Source organism: Gluconobacter vitians, assembly GCF_015244565.1.
GTDB classification, from domain to species: domain Bacteria; phylum Pseudomonadota; class Alphaproteobacteria; order Acetobacterales; family Acetobacteraceae; genus Gluconobacter; species Gluconobacter vitians.
In genome coordinates this window covers 73,501-92,657 of record NZ_JABCQG010000003.1, presented here as the reverse complement: position 1 = coordinate 92,657, position 19,157 = coordinate 73,501, and the positions used below count along the sequence as shown (strand labels likewise).

Here is a 19,157-nt window from a genome sequence, read left to right as displayed (position 1 = left end):
GTCAGGCGCGGATTAGCGCGTGACCTTCTTCTTGCCAGCAATCGCCACGGCCTTGCCCTTGCGGGTACGGGCATTCGTGTGCGTGCGCTGACCGCGGACCGGCAGGCCACGACGGTGACGAAGGCCACGGTAGCAACCGAGGTCCATCAGACGCTTGATGTTCATTGCGGTTTCGCGACGGAGGTCGCCTTCAACGCGCAGTTCGGAATCGATCAGCTCGCGGATCTTCACGATTTCATCGTCAGACAGCTCGTTGACGCGCTTGGCATCGGGGATTTCGAGCTTGTTGCAGATGGACTGCGCCGTCGACGGGCCGATGCCGTAGACATAACGCAGGGCAATGACGACCCGCTTGTTGGTCGGAATGTTTACGCCGGCAATACGTGCCACGCCTGTTACTCCCATTGGCGCGGCTCAGGACCGCACCAGACTGTTACATGCCCGGCCGTGGCCAGGTCGATTATGTCGCAGCCGGACCTGTCACCTGCCGATTCCGGCAGGCGCATACACGGTCTGACTGCACCTGTGTCGAGGGCGCGCAATATACTGCCCACCCTACCTGAGTCAAATGATAGAGATCACTTTTTCGTGATTCTATCAGAATACTCAGTGTTTCTTTGCTGCCGCAACGATGGCGTCGATCTCTTTGCCAACGCTCTCAACGTCTTTCATGCCATCGACATGCAGCAGACGTCCGGCCTTCTCATAATAGGGAAGGATCGGCGCGGTCTGCTTGCGATAGACATCCAGACGGGCACGGACCACATCCGGATTATCATCCGGACGACGTGTTCCGTCTTCGCCGCGACGGCTGGCGATCCGTTCAACAAGTTCATCTTCATTGACGTCGAGCAGGATGACAGCATCGATCGTCAGGCCACGCTGGGAGAGCATGGTATCCAGCGCCTCGGCCTGGCTCTCGGTCCGTGGGAAGCCGTCAAGAATGAAGCCCCGCTCGCAGTCCGGCTGTGCAATCCGGTTCTGGATCATGGCGACGATAATTGGATCAGGAACAAACTGCCCCTTCTCCATGATCGCCTTGGCTTCGTTTCCGATATCAGATCCCGCCGCAACCTCTGCACGCAGCATGTCGCCAGTCGAAATCTGCTTGAAGCCATAGAGGTTCTCAAGCCGCTTGGCCTGAGTTCCCTTACCGGCCCCGGGAGGCCCAAGAAGAATGATGTTCATCGACGTTTCATGCCTCCCTGTACGCCGCCACGTGAGCCACGGCTACGCTGCTTGCGGATCAGCCCCGAATACTGGTGAGCAACCAGATGCGACTGGATCTGCGTCACGGTATCAATCGTCACGGAGACGATGATGATCAGGCTTGTGCCACCAAAATAGAACGGCACGTTATATTTGCTGATCAGGATCTGCGGCAGGAGGCAGACCACAACAAGATACAGTGCACCGATTGCTGTCAGGCGGGACAGGATCTTATCGAAATACGTGGCCGTACTCGCACCTGGACGGATACCTGGGATGAAGCCTCCCTGCTTGCGCAGGTTTTCAGCCGTTTCTTCGGGATTGAACGTGATCGCCGCATAGAAATAGGAGAAGAACAGGATCATCGCGGCATAGAACAGCATGTACAGCGGCTGTCCCTGCCCCAGCTGCTGGCCCAGAACCGAAAGCCATCCCGGCATCGAATGCCCGTTCATGAAGCCGGAGATGGTCACCGGAATCAGAAGAACGGAAGATGCAAAGATTGGCGGAATGACACCGGCCGTATTGACCTTCAGCGGCATATGGGTGGAGTCACCGCCAAAAATGCGGTTTCCAACCTGACGCTTGGGATACTGGATCACGACACGGCGCTGCGCCTGCTCCATGAAGACGATGAAGCCAATGACCGCGATTGCCAGCACCAGGAAAATCACAACGAAAATAGGCGACAGCGCCCCTGTCCGTCCGAGTTCGAAAAGACTGGCCATGGCATGCGGCAGGTTTGCAACGATACCCGCGAAAATGATGAGGGAAATCCCGTTCCCTACACCACGGGACGTGATCTGCTCTCCAAGCCACATCAGGAACATCGTTCCCCCCACGAGGGTCACGACGCAGGATGCAATGAAGAACATCCCGGGGGCCACCACAGCGCTCGCACCATGCGCCGTCATGTTCTCAAGCCCGACAGCGATGCCATAGGCCTGAAAAAGAGCAATGAAGACCGTAAGATAGCGCGTATACTGGTTGAGCTTCTTACGACCCGCCTCACCTTCCTTCTTCATGGCTTCCATGGACGGAAGCGCCGTGGAAAGAAGCTGGATGATGATCGAGGCACTGATATACGGCATGATGTTCAGCGCGAACACGGTCATACGCCCTAGCGCACCACCCGTGAACATGTCGAACATCCCCAAGATGCCACCCTGATGCTGGGCCAGAAGCTGTCCCATCACGGTCGCATCCACACCGGGAACCGGAATATACGTGCCAAGCCGGTAGACGATCAGCGCACCAAGGGTGAACCAGATGCGCTTCTTGAGTTCGGTCGCCTTGGAAAACGAACTCATATTGAGATTGGCGGCGAGCTGCTCTGCTGCGGAAGCCATCCACCTGTCCTTTCATGAAAACAGCGTCGCCGCACAAGAGCACGGGACGCTGTTCACTATCTAACCCTATCCCGGGGAAAACCCAGGAAAGAAATCTCAGGCCTCAGCCTGAGCTTCCTTCTTGGCTTCGAGTACCTTCACGGTACCACCGGCTTTCTCGACAGCAGCCAGAGCTGCAGCAGAGGCACCGGCAACTTCGATGGTCACGCCATGCGAAAGTTCACCATGGGCAAGAAGACGGACACCGGCCAGCTTGCTACCGTTGACGAGACCAGCCTTGCGCAGGGACTCTTCATTGACGGTTGCAGCCTTGTCCAGCTTGCCGCTTTCGATCGCCTTGGAGATCGCGCCGAGGTTCACCGGAGCATATTCCTTGCGGAAAATGTTCACGAAGCCACGCTTCGGCATACGACGGTACAGCGGAAGCTGACCACCCTCGAAGCCGTTGAGGGACACGCCCTCACGAGCCTTCTGACCCTTGACGCCACGACCCGACGTCTTGCCCTTGCCGGACCCGATGCCGCGTCCAAGACGCTTCTTGCGATAACGAGAACCCTCGTTGTCACGCAGTTCGTTGAGGTTCATTTCAACCCTCCACCTTGATGAGGTGGGCAACCTTGCGGATCATTCCACGCACGGCCGGAGTATCCTCCAGCGTACGCGTGGAACCAATTCCACGCAGACCAAGACCGGTGATGGTCTCGGCCTGGCCCGGTTTACGACCGATGACCGAAGCGATCTGCGTAACCTGGACGGTCTTGCCGTTCTCAGCCATTTGTCACCTCCGCTTCCGTCTGGCTCTGCTCGCGCTTGCCAAACAGTTCAGCAGCCTTCTTGCCGCGACGGGATGCAACATGACGCGGGCTGCTGGCTTTTTCGAGCGCAGCAAATGTCGCCTTGATCATGTTGTGCGGGTTACGCGTTCCGAGGCTCTTGGCCACAACGTCATTGACGCCGAGGCTTTCGAACACCGCACGCATCGGACCACCGGCGATGATACCCGTACCGGCTTCAGCCGCACGGACAACAACCTTGCCGGCACCGTAGTGACCGAACGTATCGTGATGAAGGGTACGCCCCTCCTTCATCGGTACGCGGATCATCGTGCGCTTGGCGCGCTCGGTTGCCTTGCGGATCGCTTCGGGAACTTCACGGGCCTTGCCCGCACCGTAACCAACACGACCCTTCTGGTCACCAACAACCACGAGGGCGGCGAACGCAAAACGGCGACCACCCTTCACGACCTTGGCAACACGGTTGATGGTTACGAGCTTGTCGACCAGATCATCGCCCTGCTCGCGCTCACGACCACCACGGCCGCCTTCTCTTGGCTCACGTGCCATGTGTGATCCTCCTTAGAACGAGAGTCCGCCCTCACGGGCAGCCTCTGCCAGGGCTTTGACCCGGCCATGATACAGATAAGAGCCGCGGTCGAACACGACGGTCTTGACGCCAGCTGCAACACCGCGCTCGGCAATCAGCTTACCGATAACCGTAGCCGCAGAGACATCGGCGCCGGTCTTGCCAGCGTCACGCAGCGTCTTTTCCAGCGTGGAAGCGCTGGCAAGCGTGCGACCCTGTGCGTCGTCGATGATCTGGGCGTGAATGTGCTTGCTGGAACGGAAGACCGACAAACGCGGCCGGCCGCCGCTCTTGCGACGAAGCTGGAAGCGCAGCCGCTGACGGCGACGTTCCTGCAATCCTTGCTGCGATGCCATTACTTCTTCTTACCTTCCTTACGACGCAGAACCTCGGTGTCGTACCGAACACCCTTGCCCTTGTAAGGCTCAGGCTTGCGGAAGCTGCGAATATCGAGCGCAACCTGACCAACACGCTGCTTGTCGTTACCTTCAACGACAATCGCGGTCGGACGCGGAGTGGTGATCTTGATGCCTTCCGGAATCGGATAGACAACATCATGCGAGAAGCCGAGGTTCATCACCAGGTTGGAACCCTGAACAGCAGCACGGAAACCCGTACCCTGAATTTCAAGACCCTTGGTGAAGCCGTCCGACACGCCCTTGACCGTATTGGCGATCAGAGCGCGGGTAGTTCCCCACATGGTCCAGTTTTCCCGGGAGCGACGACCGACAGGAGCAACGGAAACATTGCTGCCTTCGATCTTGACTTCCACATGACGGGATACCGGAACGCTCAGTTCACCTAGCTTGCCCTTGGCCTTGAATACGCCATCAGCAACGGACACCTGCACGCCAGTCGGAACTTCGACGGGATATTTACCTACGCGAGACATGCGATCCTCCTTAGAAGACGCGGCAGAGGACCTCGCCGCCAACGTTGGCAGCGCGAGCCTCGACGTCCGACAGGACGCCACGCGGGGTGGACAGGATCGACACACCAAGGCCGGCATAAACGCGCGGAAGTTCCTTGATCTTCGAGTAGACGCGACGGCCGGGCTTGGAAACGCGATGGATTTCCTTGATGACCGGCTGGCCTTCTACATACTTCAGCTCGATGCGGAGCTGTGCAACACCCTTGCGGAGTTCCTCAGCTGCGAAGCCACGGATGTAGCCCTCACGCTTCAGAGCTTCCAAAACGCTTGCGCGCAGCTTGGATGCAGGCGCAACGCAGACAGCATGACGGGCACGCTGCGCATTGCGGATCCGGGTCAGCATATCGCCCAGTGGATCAGACAAAGACATTCGATCTACCCTTTACCAGCTCGACTTGACCATGCCAGGAATCTGGCCGGCGGAGGCAAGGTCACGCAGAGCGATACGGCTCAGCTCGAACTTGCGATAGTTGGCACGGGGGCGACCAGAAAGCTTGCAACGCAGGCGGACGCGCGTGGCGGATCCATTGCGCGGCATCTGGGCCAGCTTGAGGGTCGCATCAAAGCGGTCTTCAACCGACAGAGTGCGATCCTTGATGATGTTCTTGAGAGCGGTCCGCTTTTCCTTGTCGCGCTTCACCAGGGCAGCGCGATGGTTATTACGGTTTACCGCTGAGACCTTCGCCATCTCGAATTTTCTCCCGGAACCTGTCAGGCCTATCCCGACGGTTTTCCAATCAGCGTGTCTATAAAGGAAAGCGGCCTTCCAATGGAAGGCCGAATCCTGATTTTAACCGTGATCGGTCTGAAAAATTATGGATCAGCCGTTGAACGGCAGATCAAAGGCCTTCAGCAGGGCCTTTGCTTCAGCATCAGACTTGGCGCTGGTCACGAAAATGATGTCCATGCCGCGGACGGCATCGATCTTGTCATATTCGATCTCAGGAAACACGATCTGTTCCTTGATGCCCATGGCGAAGTTGCCATGTCCATCAAAGCCCTTGTTTGCCGGCAGACCGCGGAAATCGCGGATACGCGGCATGGCGATCGTCACCAGACGGTCAAGAAACTCGTACATGCGGGCACGACGGAGCGTGACCTTGCAGCCGATGGGCAGACCTTCACGGATCTTGAAGCCGGCAATAGCCTTGCGAGCAAGGGTCTTGACGGGCTTCTGACCGGAAATGACGGTCATTTCCGCAACAGCGGCATCAAGCTTCTTCTGGTCGCCGGCGGCTTCACCAACACCCATGTTCAGCACGATCTTCTCGAGCTTCGGAACCTGAAGTTCGTTGGCGTAACCGAACTGCTCGCGCAGCTGCTTCTTCAGAACGTCTTCGTAGCGCTGGTGCAGACGCGGCAAAGCGTTTTTATATTCGCTCATTGTTGCGCTCCTCAGCCTTCGATCACTTCGCCGGTTGCCTTGGCAACGCGAACCTTGCGACCGTCTTCCAGAATACGGAAACCAACGCGCGTCGGCTTGCCGCTCTTCGGATCAACCAGCTTCAGGTTGGACAGGTGGATCGGCATTTCGCGCTCGATGATCCCACCTTCTCCGCCCATGCGGTTGGGCTTCGTGTGACGCTTGGCAACTGCAACGCCACGCACCACAGCCTTCTCGGCCTTCGGCATCACGGCGAGAACTTCGCCACGAACGCCACGGGACTTGCCGGAGAGGACCAGAACCTGGTCACCCTTCTTGATACGAGCAGCCATTACAGCACCTCCGGAGCCAGCGAGATGATCTTCATGAACTTGCGTGCACGCAGCTCACGAACCACCGGGCCAAAGATACGCGTACCAATCGGCTCCTGCTGCTTGTTCAGCAGAACGGCAGCATTCTTGTCGAAGCGGATGGCGGAGCCATCTGCACGACGGACCGGGTAGGAGGTGCGAACGATAACGGCCTGATGGACGTCACCCTTCTTCACCTTGCCGCGGGGAATTGCTTCCTTGACGGACACGACAATGACGTCGCCGACCGAGGCGGTCTTCCGCTTGGAACCGCCCAGCACCTTGATGCACTGCACCCGACGTGCGCCGGAATTGTCGGCGACGTCCAGGTTGGTCTCGGGATGAATCATGTGTCTACCCCCTTAAGCGCTGACGGAAGAGGAGGCAGCAGCCAGATCCTCTCCGTTGCGCGACACGACAGACCACGTCTTGCGCTTGGAGATCGGTGCGCATTCTTCAATGCGGACCAGATCGCCCGTCTGGCAGACGTTCTCTTCGTCATGAGCCGCATACTTCTTGGAGCGGCGAATAAACTTCTTGTAGAGCGGATGCATGATGCGACGATCGACAAGAACGGTAACCGTCTTGTCCATCTTGTCGCTCGTGACCCTACCCGTCAGGACGCGCCTTGGCATCGTCCGTCTCCTCTCAGGACTTAGCGGCGGACGTTTTGGCGCCCGCACGGTTCTTCGATTGATGAGCCAGTGTCTTGATACGTGCTACTGCACGGCGCACGACCTTGACGCGGCTTGTGTTCTCCGACTGCCCGGTGGCAGCCGAAAAACGGTGGTTGATCTGTTCACGCTTGAGATCGAGCAGAAGAGCGTTCAGCTCGTCCTCGCTCTTCGCGCGCAGATCGGCAGGCTTGTACGTGTCGGCCATTACGCGTCTCCGATACGCTGAACGAACTTGGTCTTGATCGGAAGCTTTGCAGCACCTAGGCTCAGGGCCAGCTTGGCAACCTCAGGCGGAACGCCTTCGATCTCGAACAGGATACGACCCGGCTTGACACGTGCTGCCCAGTACTCGGGGTTACCCTTACCGGAGCCCATACGCACTTCTGCAGGCTTTGTCGAGACCGGAGTGTCCGGAAAGATACGAATCCACACACGACCGGCACGCTTCATGGCACGCGTGATCGCACGACGGGAGGCTTCGATCTGGCGAGCGGTAATCCGCTCCGGCTCCAGCGCCTTCAGGCCGAAGGCACCGAAGTTGAGCTGGGTTCCGCTTTTCGCCAGACCGTGAATGCGGCCCTTGTGGGCCTTACGAAACTTTGTCCGCTTCGGGGAAAGCATGTTGTTAAATCCTCAAATCAGCACCAGCAATGGAACTGTGAGCTTTCGCTCACAGTCTTAGCGCTGGGGAGCCTGCTCCGCAGCACGACGATCCTGTGCCAGCGGGTCATGAGCCAGGATCTCACCCTTGAAGATCCATACCTTCACACCGCAGGTGCCATACGTTGTCTTGGCGGTTGCCGTACCGTAATCGATGTCGGCGCGAAGTGTATGCAGGGGAACGCGTCCCTCACGATACTTTTCGGCACGAGCGATTTCAGCACCACCCAGACGACCACCGCAGGTGATCCGGATGCCCTGGGCACCAAGACGCATTGCGGACTGAATTGCGCGCTTCATGGCACGACGGAAAGCAACGCGACGTTCCAGCTGCTGAGCGATGTTCTCGGCAACGAGGGTTGCATCGATTTCCGGCTTACGGATCTCGACGATGTTCAGCGCCACGTCGGTCTTCGCCATACGGCTCAGTTCCTTGCGAAGCGCGTCGATGTCCTGGCCTTTCTTGCCGATCACGACGCCCGGACGGGCGGCGTAGATCGTCACGCGGGGCTTCTTGGCCGGACGCTCGATAACAACGCGGGACACGCCTGCGCCGGACAGCTTGCGACGCAGGAATGCACGAAGCTTCAGGTCTTCATGCAGCAGACGTGCGTAATCTTGACCGGCGTACCAGCGGCTGTCCCAGGTACGGTTGACGCCGAGCCGAAGCCCGATCGGATTGACCTTGTGTCCCATGGATCAGGCTGCCTTCTGCTCTTTGTTGGTTCCGCGAGACGGCTTCGTCTCTTCCGGTGCATCTGCACGCTCGGCAACAACAATCTTCAGGTGGCTGAAGAACTTCTCGACGCGAGCGGAACGGCCACGGCCACGAGCGTGGAAACGCTTCATGACGATGGACTTGCCCACTTCTGCCGTCTTGACCACCAGCTGATCGACATCGAGCTGGTGATTGTTCTCAGCGTTGGCCACGGCGCTCTCAAGAGTCTTCTTGACCTGCTGCGCGATACGACGACGCGAGAAGGTCAGAGCGGCGATAGCCTTGTCAGCCGGCTGGTTGCGGATCATTGCCGCGACCAGGTTCAGCTTGCGCGGGCTGACGCGGATGTTGCGGGCGACTGCCTGCGCTTCCGTGTCAGCGAGCGTGCGGATGTGCTTCGGCTTGCTCATTTTCAGCCCCGCTTCGACTTCTTGTCAGAGCCATGACCGGTGTAGGTGCGCGTCGGCGAGAACTCACCGAACTTGTGACCGACCATGTTCTCCGTGACCTGCACAGGCAGGAACTTGTGACCATTATAGACGCCGAACGTAAGCCCGACGAACTGCGGAAGGATCGTCGAACGACGCGACCAGATCTTGATCACTTCATTACGACCCGAAGCGCGTGACGCTTCAGCCTTACCGAACAGATACCCGTCAACGAACGGGCCCTTCCAGACGGAACGTGCCATCTCTGTTTGCCCCCTCTTACTTGCCGGACTTACGGCGACGGATGATCAGGCTATCCGTCTTCTTGTTAACACGCGTCTTGTAACCCTTGGTCGGAACACCCCACGGCGTAACCGGATGACGGCCACCAGAGGTCCGGCCTTCACCACCACCATGCGGATGGTCAACCGGGTTCATGACAACGCCACGGTTATGCGGGCGACGTCCGAGCCAGCGGGAACGGCCGGCCTTACCCATGTGCTGGTTCATGTTGTCCGGGTTGGACACGGCACCAACGGTTGCCATGCATTCACCACGAACAAGACGCAGCTCACCGGACTGCAGCTTGACCTGTGCGTAGCCGGCGTCCTTGCCAACCAGCTGGGCATACGTGCCAGCGGAGCGGGCCAGCTTGCCACCAGCGCCCTGCTTCAGCTCGATGTTATGCACGATCGTTCCGACCGGCATTGCACCCAGCGGCATTGCGTTGCCAGGCTTGACGTCCGTGTGGGCGCCGGAGATAACGCGATCGCCAACCTTCACGCGCTGCGGAGCAAGAATGTAGGCGAGCTCGCCATCTTCATACTTGATCAGCGCAATGAATGCCGTGCGGTTCGGATCGTATTCGAGACGCTCGACCGTCGCGGCCACATCGAACTTGCGACGCTTGAAGTCGACATAACGATAGGACTGCTTGTGCCCGCCGCCACGGAAGCGAACCGTGGTACGACCGTGATTGTTACGGCCGCCCGACTTGTTCTTGCCTTCCGTCAGCTGCTTGACCGGCTTGCCCTTGAAGAGCTCGCTGCGGTCAATCAGCACGGTGCCGCGTGTGCTCGGCGTCGTGGGATTAAAGTGCTTGAGTGCCATGGTATCCTACCCCGCGTCAGCCCAGCTTGGCTGTAAGGTCAATGGACTGACCTTCAGCAAGCTGTACATACGCCTTCTTGATGTCCGAGCGACGGCCGGGACGACCCTTGACGCGCTTGACCTTGCCCTTCTGGACCAGCGTGTTCACGCCGGTAACCTTCACGTTGAAGAGCTTCTCAACCGCAGCCTTGATCTGAGGCTTCGTCGCACCGGGAGCGACCTTGAACACCACCTGGTTACGCTCGGAAAGAAGCGTAGCCTTTTCGGTGATCAGCGGTGCACGGACCACGTCGTACAGGGCTTCCTGCGACATGTTCTGTGCCGTCTTGTGTGCGTTCATGACGGTATTGGTGGTCATGCCAGACGCTCCTTAAGACCCTCAAGACCGGCGCGGGTGATGACCAGCACGTCGTGGTTGAGGATGTCATAGACGTTTGCACCAATAGTCGGCAGAACGTCGATCTTCGGCAGATTGGCGATTGCGCGAGCGAACTGCTCGTCAACAGCGCCATCAACGATCAGCGCGGACGTCCAGCCCAGGGCCTTGATCTTCGCTGCGGCTTCACGGGTCTTGGTGACACCGTTGGCTGCATCGAGAACGATCAGCTTGCCCTCGGCTGCCTTCTGCGACAGGGCGCAGATCAGGCCGAGACGACGGACCTTCTTGGGAAGGTCATAGCCGTGGTCGCGAACGACCGGACCATGGACAACGCCACCCGTACGGAACTGCGGTGCACGCAGGGAGCCCTGACGGGCAGAACCCGTGCCCTTCTGGCGGTAAGGCTTCTTGGTCGTGCCAGAAATCTCACCCATGCCCTTCGTACGGTGCGTACCGGCACGGCGCTTTGCGAGCTGCCAGTGCACAACACGTGCCATGATGTCAGAGCGCGGAGTGACCGCGAAAATCTCTTCAGGAAGCGCGACAGAGCCTGCGCTACCGTTATCGAGGGTCTTGATATCGTATTCCATGCCCCTCGTCCTCAACCGGCGGCCGCCACTGTTGCTGCCGGATACGGCGCATCAGCATGGCGAGCCTTCTTGATTGCATCGCGAATCAGCACAAGGCCGTTCTTCGCACCAGGAATTGCACCCCTGACCATGATCAGGTTGCGCTCTTCATCCACGGCAGCGATCTCAAGGTTCAGCGTGGTAACACGCTCGTCACCCATGTGACCTGCCATCTTCTTTCCCTTGAAGACCTTGCCAGGATCCTGGCGCTGGCCCGTAGAACCATGGGAACGGTGGCTGATGGAGACGCCGTGGGACGCTTCGAGACCTGCGAAGTTATGACGCTTCATAACACCCGCAAAACCCTTACCCTTGCTCTGGCCCGTGACGTCAACTTTCTGTCCCACAACGAAGTGAGCAGCGGACAGCTTGGTTCCAGCTTGCAGCAGGGCGTCTTCAGAGACGCGGAACTCTGCCAGATGCTTCTTTGGCTCGACCTTGGTCCGGGCGAAATGGCCACGGTTTGCCTTGGTGACATTCTTCACCTTGGCATTACCAAGTCCGAGCTGAATGGCGGTATAGCCATCGCGCTCGTTCGTGCGGGCATCCACAACCTCGACATTGTCAAGGTGAAGGACCGTCACAGGCACATGCGTGCCATCTTCCTTAAACAGCCGGGTCATACCCAGCTTCTTTGCAATCAATCCGGTTCGCATCGTCTGGACCTTAGAGTTTGATCTCGACGTCCACGCCAGCGGCGAGGTCGAGCTTCATGAGGGCGTCCACGGTCTGCGGGGTCGGCTCGACAATGTCGAGCAGCCGGCGGTGAGTCCGAATTTCGAACTGTTCGCGGCTTTTCTTATCCACGTGTGGCGAGCGGTTCACCGTGAACCGTTCGATATGCGTCGGCAGCGGGATCGGACCCCGAACCCGCGCACCCGTACGCTTCGCCGTGTTTACGATCTCCTTGGTGCTGTTGTCCAGCACGCGATGATCGTACGCCTTAAGGCGAATGCGGATGTTCTGGTTGTCCATGTTCTTGTTCGTCCAACTCAAAAATTCGGGTGTCGTCCTACTGCCATTGCCCCTGAAAGGGAACCCCGGTCAGAAAAAATCTGACCGGGGCTGTCAAAGCCAACGGCTAAACGCAGGACTTAGGCGGTGATGGAAGAAACCACACCGGCACCCACGGTACGGCCACCTTCGCGGATAGCGAAGCGCAGACCTTCGTCCATGGCGATCGGAGCGATCAGCTCCACGTCCATGGCAACGTTGTCACCCGGCATGACCATTTCCGTGCCTTCCGGCAGCGTCACGACGCCCGTGACGTCGGTCGTACGGAAATAGAACTGCGGGCGGTAGTTCGTGAAGAACGGCGTGTGACGGCCACCCTCTTCCTTCGTGAGGATGTAAGCCTCAGCCTTGAACTTCTTGTGCGGCGTGATGGAGCCGGGCTTTGCCAGAACCTGGCCACGCTCGACGTCTTCACGCTTCGTGCCACGAACCAGCGCACCAATGTTGTCACCGGCTTCACCGCGATCGAGCAGCTTGCGGAACATCTCGACGCCCGTAACGGTCGTCTTGACGGTGTCCTTCAGGCCGACGATTTCGACTTCGTCACCCACGTTGACAACGCCACGCTCGACACGACCCGTGACAACCGTACCACGACCCGAGATCGAGAACACGTCTTCGATCGGCATCAGGAACGGACGGTCAACCGGACGCTCCGGCTGCGGGATGTAGGCGTCAACCTGCGTCATCAGTTCAAGAACGCGGTCTTCACCAATGGACGGGTCGCCATCTTCCAGCGTCACAAGAGCGGAGCCCTTGACGATGGGGATATCGTCGCCCGGGAACTGGTAGGAAGACAGAAGCTCACGAACTTCCATTTCCACGAGCTCGAGCAGCTCCGGATCGTCAACCTGGTCAACCTTGTTCAGGAACACGACCAGTGCCGGCACGCCAACCTGACGGGCAAGCAGGATGTGCTCGCGGGTCTGCGGCATCGGACCATCAGCAGCGGACACGACGAGGATCGCGCCGTCCATCTGAGCTGCACCCGTGATCATGTTCTTCACGTAGTCAGCATGGCCCGGGCAGTCGACGTGAGCATAGTGACGGTCAGCCGTCTCGTACTCAACGTGAGCCGTGGAAATGGTGATACCACGGGCGCGCTCTTCCGGAGCCTTGTCGATCTGGTCGTACGCGCTGTAGGTGGCGCCGCCGGTCTTAGCCAGCGTCTTGGTGATTGCAGCAGTCAGCGAGGTCTTGCCGTGATCGACGTGACCGATGGTGCCGATGTTGCAGTGCGGCTTCGTCCGCTCGAATTTAGCCTTTGCCATCGTCTTTCTCCAAAACCCCGCTCCACCTGGAACGGGAGTAAGACTGAAAGTTCAAACCAGTCAGTGCATGATCCTGAGATCGACACACTGCCGGAAGCCCTTTAACCGGTTCTGATTACCAGCGATAGTGGCTGAATGCCTTGTTGGCTTCAGCCATGCGGTGCGTGTCTTCGCGCTTCTTGACAGCGGAGCCACGGTTGTTGACCGCATCCATCAGTTCGTTGGACAGACGCTCCTGCATCGTGTTCTCGCCACGCTTGCGGGAGGCATCGATCAGCCAGCGGATCGCGAGAGCCTGACGGCGCTCGGCGCGGACTTCAACCGGAACCTGATAGGTTGCGCCACCGACGCGACGCGAGCGGACTTCAACCGCAGGCTTCACGTTGTCCAGAGCCGAGTGGAACATGGCCACCGGATCTGCAGTCGTGCCGCCGCGACGGCGCATGACTTCGAGAGCACCGTAAACGATGCCTTCGGCAGTGGATTTCTTACCATCATACATCAGCGCATTCATGAAGCGCGTGATGACGACGTCTCCGAACTTCGGATCGGGAAGGATCTCGCGCTTTACAGCGCGGTGACGGCGACTCATTCCAAATACCTCTTACTTCGGACGCTTCGCGCCATACAGCGAACGACGCTGACGACGCTTGGCGAGACCCTGTGTATCAAGCACACCACGCAGGATGTGATAACGGACGCCAGGAAGATCCTTCACGCGGCCACCACGGATCAGAACAACACTGTGTTCCTGAAGGTTGTGGCCTTCACCCGGAATGTAGCTCACGACCTCATACCCGTTGGTCAGACGCACCTTGGCGACCTTACGCAGAGCGGAGTTCGGCTTCTTCGGCGTTACGGTATACACACGCGTGCAAACGCCGCGCTTCTGCGGGCAGCCCTGCAGTGCGGGGACCTTGTTCCGCTTTGCGGCCGGCTCACGGCCGTTCGCGATCAACTGGTTGATGGTCGGCATGCGCCCTTCCCAATCCTTGTCCTATTTCAGACAGCAACATTGCTGTTTCTGTCGTGACATTTGTTCCAACCGACATGCGGTAGGACCGCCTGCCATTTCCACATCGTGAAAAGGAAACAGCCTGAACTGTTCCCTTCTCTCTTTAGCGTACGGCCTTGGCATTTTCCCCCGGAAGAGAATAGCGGCACCGCATGCGATTCTTTAAACTTCGTCGGCTTTTTCAGCCTTCCGGGAAGGCAGGAGCCGAGGGCGCGGAACCTACGAAGGGTTCGACGCCAAGTCAAGTGGTTCAGCCGAAATGGCCCGATTCTGCACTGAAAGTTTGCGGAATCGGGCTGAACGGATCCCTGCCCCGTTTAAAAGCAGGGACCCTGTTCCTCATTCCGCGGCATCTTCCACAGCTGCGGGAGATGTTCCGCCAACGCGCTGACGGTCCTGGCTTGCAGCAATGCCCCGTAAGCGGTTCATCACGCTGCCCGTTCCTGCCGGGATCAGACGCCCGACAATCACGTTCTCCTTCAGACCGTTGAGCGTATCCACCTTGCCCGACGTTGCCGCATCCGTGAGGACACGTGTGGTCTCCTGGAAGGAGGCCGCCGAGATGAAGGACTGCGTCTGCAGGGACGCCTTGGTGATGCCCTGCAGAACCGGCATGGCCCTTGCAGGCGTATCCCCGTTCTCCATGAGACGCTGGTTCTCACCTTCGTACTCGATACGATCCACCGTCTCACCGATCAGGTAGGTCGAATCACCCGGCTCAAGGATTTCCACCTTCTGCAGCATCTGACGAACAATGACTTCGATGTGCTTGTCATTGATCTTCACGCCCTGCAGTCGATAGACGTCCTGGATCTCGTTGACGAGATAGTCGGACAGGGCTTCGACACCCATGACCTTGAGAATGTCATGCGGCACGCGCGGACCGTCGACCAGCGGATCGCCCTTCTGGACAAAGTCGCCTTCCTGAACGGAAACGTGCTTGCCCTTCGGGATGAGGTACTGCGTCTCTTCACCCGTATCGTCGTTCTTGACGATAACGCAGCGCTTGGACTTGTAGTCCTTCCCGAATTCGATGCGGCCTTCACCTTCGGCGATGATCGCATGATCCTTCGGACGACGCGCTTCGAACAGTTCTGCCACACGCGGCAGACCACCCGTAATGTCACGCGTCTTTGACCCTTCGCGAGGAATACGGGCCAGCACGTCGCCGGCATTGACCTCTGCTCCGTTCTCCACCGACAGAATACTGTCCGGAGAGAGGAAGTAGCGGGCATCATTGCCATTGGCGAGCTTGACGACGTTGCCGGAAGCATCCTTGAGCTGCAGGCGCGGACGTAGATCCACACCCTTGGCTGCCTGCTTGTAGTCGACGACGACCTTCGAACTCAGACCCGTGACTTCATCCATGCGTTCAACGAGCGTGATGCTGTCGATCAGGTCGAGATACTCGACGGTACCAGCTTGCTCGGTGATGATCGGCAGGGTGTACGGGTCCCACTCGGCCATCTTCTGGGTCCGCGTCACCGCTTCGCCTTCTGAAACCATCAGACGCGCACCGTAAGGCACACGGTAGCGGGCACGTTCCACACCGTTCTCGTCGGTCAGCAGGATCTCGCAGTTACGCGACATCACAACCAGAACCTTCTGCGAATTCTCGACAACGTTCCGGTTCTTGATCGTCACGATACCGTCGCGGGAGGCTTCGACCGTGGACTGCTCAGCGCCACGCGTTGCCGCACCACCAATATGGAAGGTACGCATCGTCAGCTGGGTACCCGGCTCACCGATGGACTGAGCGGCGATAACGCCCACAGCTTCACCAATGTTGACCGGCGTACCACGTGCGAGGTCACGACCATAGCAGTGAGCACAGATGCCCACGCGGCTGTCACAGGTCAGGACCGAACGGATGTCAACGCTTTCCACGCCCGCCTTCTCGATCAGTTCAGCCTCGGCTTCCTCGATCAGCGTATTGCGTGTCAGCAGCACGTCCTGCGTAACCGGATGCATGATGTCCTTGGACAGCGTACGACCCAGGATACGCTCGGACAGAGACGCGACGACTTCGCCGCTATCCATGACCGCACGGACCGTCAGACCGCGTTCCGTGCCGCAATCCGGCTCGACGATGATGCAGTCCTGCGCCACGTCGACAAGACGACGCGTCAGGTAACCCGAGTTCGCGGTCTTCAGCGCCGTATCCGCAAGACCCTTACGGGCACCGTGGCTGGAGGTGAAGTAATCGAGAACCGACAGGCCTTCCTTGAAGTTCGCGATGATCGGCTGCTCGATGATCTCGCCCGAAGGCTTCACCATCAGGCCGCGCATACCGGCGAGCTGCTTCATCTGGGCCGGCGACCCACGGGCACCGGAGTGGCTCATCATCCAGACCGAGTTCGTTGGCTTGCCAATGACCTGCTTGGAGATTTCCTTAAGCATCGCGGCCTGGACTTCATCCGTGCAGCGTGACCAGGCATCAACCACCTTGTTGTAGCGCTCGCCAGCCGTGATCAGACCATCCTGATACTGCTGTTCGAACTCCTTGACCTCTTCCGACGTCTTGCCAACCAGCGTTGCCTTGGCTTCCGGAATGATCATGTCATCCTTGCCGAAGGAAATGCCGGCACGGGCTGCGTGACGGAAACCAAGTCCCATCAGACGGTCACAGAAAATCACCGCTTCTTTCTGACCACAGTGACGATAGACCGTGTCGATTACGTCGGACACGTTCTTCTTCGTCAACTGCTTGTTGATCAGGCTGAAGGGAATGGCCTGATGCTTCGGCAGGATCTGCGCGATCAGGGCACGACCCGGTGTCGTCAGGATCGTCTGACGCACGGGCTTGCCATCCGCATCAACCGTCGGCAGGCGCAGACGGATCTTGTCATGCAGCTTCAGCGAACCCGAAAGCATGGCGCTTTCGATTTCGGCGACATCCGAATAGGCCGGCGGAGCAGCCGTGACGACCTTGCCATCCTTGATGACAGCCTCGTCCGGCGTCTCGCGGTATTCCGGAACCTCAAGGCTCAGATAATACAGGCCAAGAACGATATCCTGGGACGGCACGATGATCGGCTTGCCGTTTGCGGGACTGAGGATGTTGTTCGTGGACATCATCAGCACGCGGGCTTCAAGCTGGGCTTCAAGCGACAGCGGCACGTGAACGGCCATCTGGTCACCGTCGAAGTCGGCATTGAACGCAGTGCAGACCAGCGGATGAAGCTGGATGGCCTTGCCTTCGATCAGCGTCGGCTCGAACGCCTGGATACCCAGACGATGAAGCGTCGGCGCACGGTTCAGCATGACCGGGTGCTCGCGGATCACCTCTTCGAGGATATCCCAGACTTCCGGACGCTCCTTCTCCACCATGCGCTTTGCAGCCTTGATGGTGGTGGCGTGACCGTACTTCTCGAGCTTCGAGTAGATGAACGGCTTGAACAGCTCAAGCGCCATCTTCTTCGGAAGACCGCACTGATGCAGCTTCAGTTCCGGACCGACCACGATGACCGAACGGCCGGAATAGTCGACGCGCTTTCCGAGCAAGTTCTGACGGAAGCGGCCCTGCTTACCCTTCAGCATGTCGGACAGTGACTTCAGCGGACGCTTGTTGGCACCCGTGATGGCACGGCCACGACGGCCGTTGTCGAACAGGGCGTCAACAGCTTCCTGCAGCATGCGCTTTTCGTTGCGGACAATGATGTCCGGCGCACGCAGCTCGATCAGCCGCTTCAGACGGTTGTTACGGTTGATGACGCGACGGTACAGGTCGTTCAGATCGGACGTCGCAAAACGGCCACCATCCAGAGGCACCAGCGGACGCAGTTCCGGCGGAATGACCGGAACGATGTCCATGATCATCCAGTCAGGACGCGAACCGCTTTCCACGAAGGCTTCAACCAGCTTCAGACGCTTGACGAGCTTCTTGCGCGCGGCTTCCGAAGTCGCCTTGCGCAGCTTCTTGCGCATCATGGTCTTCTCGGAATCGCCTTCCATGACGTCTGCGTCATAGTCGAACGGATCCGGCAGGCCCTTTTCCTTTGCCGCGAGGCTCAGGTCACGTTCCTGGTCGTTCGGAATACCCCAGTCATAGCTGGACAGCGCGCGCTTGATGGCTTCCGCGCCAATTCCGACGTCGATGCCCGCATCCGGATATTCATCCAGCAGGTCTTCGCAGCGGATTTCGTCCAGCAGGTACTGGTCGCGCTTCTTGCCGTTCTTGTAGGAATCGATCTGATCGGATTCACAGACGCCCTTGTCGAGCACCAGGAACTTCTCGAAATACAGAACCGGCTCGACGTCCTTGAGCGGCAGATCCAGCATCGTGGCGATGCGGCTCGGCAGGGACTTCAGGAACCAGATATGTGCAACCGGGGAAGCCAGTTCGATATGGCCCATGCGCTCACGGCGCACCTTGGCCAGCGTGACTTCCACACCGCATTTTTCGCAGACAATACCGCGGAATTTCATCCGCTTGTACTTGCCGCAGAGGCACTCGTAATCCTTGATCGGACCAAAGATACGAGCACAGAACAGACCGTCACGCTCAGGCTTGAACGTCCGGTAGTTGATGGTCTCCGGCTTCTTGATTTCGCCGTAAGACCACGACCGCACCTGCTCGCTGGAGGCGAGCTGGATCTTGATCTGGTCGAAGGTCACCGACTGGCCGGTCTGACCCAGGATCTTCATGAGTTCGTTCATGCGCCGAAACCC

28 protein-coding genes are annotated in these 19,157 nt (G+C 58.7%); all 28 read right to left on the bottom strand.

The genetic code is table 11. The features are described 5' to 3' along the window. Positions 1 to 12: 12 nt before the first annotated feature. Positions 13 to 390, bottom strand: a complete 378-nt coding sequence (gene rpsM, locus HKD24_RS03380) for a 30S ribosomal protein S13 (protein ID WP_011251944.1) — start codon at positions 388 to 390, stop codon at positions 13 to 15. Between the two features lie 216 nt (positions 391 to 606). Then, positions 607 to 1,188 carry an adenylate kinase gene (locus tag HKD24_RS03375; protein WP_194259005.1) on the bottom strand — a complete coding sequence of 194 codons (582 nt, stop codon included), beginning with the start codon at positions 1,186 to 1,188 and terminating at the stop codon, positions 607 to 609. Next, positions 1,185 to 2,558, bottom strand: a complete 1,374-nt coding sequence (gene secY, locus HKD24_RS03370; RefSeq protein WP_062509651.1) for a preprotein translocase subunit SecY — start codon at positions 2,556 to 2,558, stop codon at positions 1,185 to 1,187. Before secY ends, HKD24_RS03375 begins: the two co-directional genes overlap by 4 nt. Before the next feature lie 96 nt (positions 2,559 to 2,654). Beyond that, complete coding sequence (gene rplO, locus HKD24_RS03365) at positions 2,655 to 3,143, bottom strand: 50S ribosomal protein L15 (RefSeq protein WP_194259004.1); 489 nt, start codon at positions 3,141 to 3,143, stop codon at positions 2,655 to 2,657. Position 3,144: 1 nt separating this feature from the next. Continuing rightward, on the bottom strand, positions 3,145 to 3,333 hold the full coding sequence (gene rpmD, locus HKD24_RS03360) for a 50S ribosomal protein L30 (protein WP_011251948.1): 189 nt from the start codon (positions 3,331 to 3,333) through the stop codon (positions 3,145 to 3,147). Next, on the bottom strand, positions 3,326 to 3,901 hold the full coding sequence (gene rpsE, locus HKD24_RS03355; RefSeq protein WP_062509655.1) for a 30S ribosomal protein S5: 576 nt from the start codon (positions 3,899 to 3,901) through the stop codon (positions 3,326 to 3,328). Before rpsE ends, rpmD begins: the two co-directional genes overlap by 8 nt. 12 nt (positions 3,902 to 3,913) lie before the next feature. After that, complete coding sequence (gene rplR / locus HKD24_RS03350) at positions 3,914 to 4,276, bottom strand: 50S ribosomal protein L18 (RefSeq protein ID WP_011251950.1); 363 nt, start codon at positions 4,274 to 4,276, stop codon at positions 3,914 to 3,916. Then, the gene (rplF, locus tag HKD24_RS03345; RefSeq protein WP_062509657.1) at positions 4,276 to 4,812 is read right to left on the bottom strand and encodes a 50S ribosomal protein L6; all 537 of its coding nucleotides are present in this window, start codon (positions 4,810 to 4,812) and stop codon (positions 4,276 to 4,278) included. The genes rplR and rplF overlap by 1 nt, the downstream gene beginning before the upstream one ends. Before the next feature lie 10 nt (positions 4,813 to 4,822). Then, entirely contained in the window at positions 4,823 to 5,221 is a 399-nt protein-coding gene (gene rpsH, locus HKD24_RS03340; RefSeq protein ID WP_011251952.1) for a 30S ribosomal protein S8, read from the bottom strand. Positions 5,222 to 5,233: 12 nt separating this feature from the next. Further along, positions 5,234 to 5,539 carry a 30S ribosomal protein S14 gene (gene rpsN / locus HKD24_RS03335; protein ID WP_011251953.1) on the bottom strand — a complete coding sequence of 102 codons (306 nt, stop codon included), beginning with the start codon at positions 5,537 to 5,539 and terminating at the stop codon, positions 5,234 to 5,236. Between the two features lie 132 nt (positions 5,540 to 5,671). Next, positions 5,672 to 6,235 (bottom strand): 50S ribosomal protein L5, encoded by a 564-nt coding sequence (gene rplE, locus HKD24_RS03330; RefSeq protein ID WP_011251954.1) that lies wholly within the window; start codon positions 6,233 to 6,235, stop codon positions 5,672 to 5,674. An 11-nt stretch (positions 6,236 to 6,246) separates the two neighbouring features. Further along, positions 6,247 to 6,567: a 50S ribosomal protein L24 gene (gene rplX / locus HKD24_RS03325; RefSeq protein WP_011251955.1), complete on the bottom strand. Its 321-nt coding sequence runs from the start codon at positions 6,565 to 6,567 to the stop codon at positions 6,247 to 6,249. Then, the gene (gene rplN / locus HKD24_RS03320) at positions 6,567 to 6,935 is read right to left on the bottom strand and encodes a 50S ribosomal protein L14 (protein WP_011251956.1); all 369 of its coding nucleotides are present in this window, start codon (positions 6,933 to 6,935) and stop codon (positions 6,567 to 6,569) included. The genes rplX and rplN overlap by 1 nt, the downstream gene beginning before the upstream one ends. Positions 6,936 to 6,947: 12 nt before the next feature. After that, positions 6,948 to 7,220: a 30S ribosomal protein S17 gene (gene rpsQ, locus HKD24_RS03315; RefSeq protein ID WP_041110838.1), complete on the bottom strand. Its 273-nt coding sequence runs from the start codon at positions 7,218 to 7,220 to the stop codon at positions 6,948 to 6,950. 13 nt (positions 7,221 to 7,233) lie between these two features. Further along, positions 7,234 to 7,467, bottom strand: coding sequence for a 50S ribosomal protein L29 (gene rpmC / locus HKD24_RS03310; RefSeq protein ID WP_011251958.1), 234 nt, complete (start codon positions 7,465 to 7,467; stop codon positions 7,234 to 7,236). Further along, entirely contained in the window at positions 7,467 to 7,883 is a 417-nt protein-coding gene (rplP, locus tag HKD24_RS03305; RefSeq protein WP_011251959.1) for a 50S ribosomal protein L16, read from the bottom strand. Before rplP ends, rpmC begins: the two co-directional genes overlap by 1 nt. Positions 7,884 to 7,940: 57 nt before the next feature. Then, positions 7,941 to 8,618, bottom strand: coding sequence for a 30S ribosomal protein S3 (gene rpsC, locus HKD24_RS03300; RefSeq protein WP_011251960.1), 678 nt, complete (start codon positions 8,616 to 8,618; stop codon positions 7,941 to 7,943). Positions 8,619 to 8,621: 3 nt separating this feature from the next. After that, entirely contained in the window at positions 8,622 to 9,050 is a 429-nt protein-coding gene (rplV, locus tag HKD24_RS03295) for a 50S ribosomal protein L22 (RefSeq protein WP_194259003.1), read from the bottom strand. Positions 9,051 to 9,052: 2 nt separating this feature from the next. Continuing rightward, the gene (gene rpsS / locus HKD24_RS03290; RefSeq protein WP_011251962.1) at positions 9,053 to 9,331 is read right to left on the bottom strand and encodes a 30S ribosomal protein S19; all 279 of its coding nucleotides are present in this window, start codon (positions 9,329 to 9,331) and stop codon (positions 9,053 to 9,055) included. A 16-nt stretch (positions 9,332 to 9,347) separates the two neighbouring features. After that, on the bottom strand, positions 9,348 to 10,178 hold the full coding sequence (gene rplB / locus HKD24_RS03285) for a 50S ribosomal protein L2 (RefSeq protein ID WP_011251963.1): 831 nt from the start codon (positions 10,176 to 10,178) through the stop codon (positions 9,348 to 9,350). 16 nt (positions 10,179 to 10,194) lie between these two features. Then, positions 10,195 to 10,491: a 50S ribosomal protein L23 gene (locus tag HKD24_RS03280; protein ID WP_172492046.1), complete on the bottom strand. Its 297-nt coding sequence runs from the start codon at positions 10,489 to 10,491 to the stop codon at positions 10,195 to 10,197. 41 nt (positions 10,492 to 10,532) lie between these two features. Beyond that, positions 10,533 to 11,147, bottom strand: a complete 615-nt coding sequence (gene rplD / locus HKD24_RS03275) for a 50S ribosomal protein L4 (RefSeq protein WP_011251965.1) — start codon at positions 11,145 to 11,147, stop codon at positions 10,533 to 10,535. A gap of 11 nt (positions 11,148 to 11,158) precedes the next feature. After that, positions 11,159 to 11,842, bottom strand: coding sequence for a 50S ribosomal protein L3 (gene rplC, locus HKD24_RS03270; protein WP_194259002.1), 684 nt, complete (start codon positions 11,840 to 11,842; stop codon positions 11,159 to 11,161). Positions 11,843 to 11,852: 10 nt separating this feature from the next. Beyond that, a complete protein-coding gene (gene rpsJ, locus HKD24_RS03265; RefSeq protein WP_007282720.1) occupies positions 11,853 to 12,161 on the bottom strand; it encodes a 30S ribosomal protein S10 in 309 nt (102 codons plus the stop codon). 119 nt (positions 12,162 to 12,280) lie between these two features. After that, positions 12,281 to 13,471 carry an elongation factor Tu gene (tuf, locus tag HKD24_RS03260; protein WP_062368211.1) on the bottom strand — a complete coding sequence of 397 codons (1,191 nt, stop codon included), beginning with the start codon at positions 13,469 to 13,471 and terminating at the stop codon, positions 12,281 to 12,283. Positions 13,472 to 13,586: 115 nt separating this feature from the next. Then, positions 13,587 to 14,063 (bottom strand): 30S ribosomal protein S7, encoded by a 477-nt coding sequence (rpsG, locus tag HKD24_RS03255; protein WP_011251968.1) that lies wholly within the window; start codon positions 14,061 to 14,063, stop codon positions 13,587 to 13,589. Between the two features lie 12 nt (positions 14,064 to 14,075). After that, the gene (rpsL, locus tag HKD24_RS03250) at positions 14,076 to 14,447 is read right to left on the bottom strand and encodes a 30S ribosomal protein S12 (protein ID WP_011251969.1); all 372 of its coding nucleotides are present in this window, start codon (positions 14,445 to 14,447) and stop codon (positions 14,076 to 14,078) included. Between the two features lie 378 nt (positions 14,448 to 14,825). Beyond that, positions 14,826 to 19,145, bottom strand: a complete 4,320-nt coding sequence (gene rpoC / locus HKD24_RS03245) for a DNA-directed RNA polymerase subunit beta' (RefSeq protein WP_194259001.1) — start codon at positions 19,143 to 19,145, stop codon at positions 14,826 to 14,828. Positions 19,146 to 19,157 lie beyond the last annotated feature (12 nt).